Origin of the sequence: Bacillus sp. GbtcB10, from assembly GCF_019091365.1 — a bacterium.
Classification (GTDB): domain Bacteria; phylum Bacillota; class Bacilli; order Bacillales; family Bacillaceae; genus Bacillus; species Bacillus altitudinis.
Map to the genome: position 1 here is coordinate 1 of NZ_JAGXJP010000413.1, position 234 is coordinate 234.

At 41.0% G+C, this 234-nt stretch carries 1 pseudogene; it reads left to right on the top strand.

Features of this window, described 5'->3' with window-relative positions:
- Window positions 1-32: 32 nt before the first annotated feature.
- A pseudogene (locus KVT11_RS20685) lies at window positions 33-234 on the top strand (FMN-binding glutamate synthase family protein); the annotation flags it as partial.

The window sequence follows — 234 nt, forward strand, 5'->3', positions numbered from 1 at the left end:
TCCTATTTCCAAACGAGGGAGATCACTTACGCATGGATGAATCTGAAAAAATCCAAAGAAAACTGTATGACATCCATCAAGAGAAGTTAGTGAGAAGAAGTGAACACACGAAAGAAGTCGAAGCAAAACCTTATTATGTCCATGAAGAAGATGTACAAAACATTGGTGAACATTCGTGCCAAAAACCTTTCCGCGGCAAAGGATTGATCGGACAATCAGCCATGAGCTACGGCT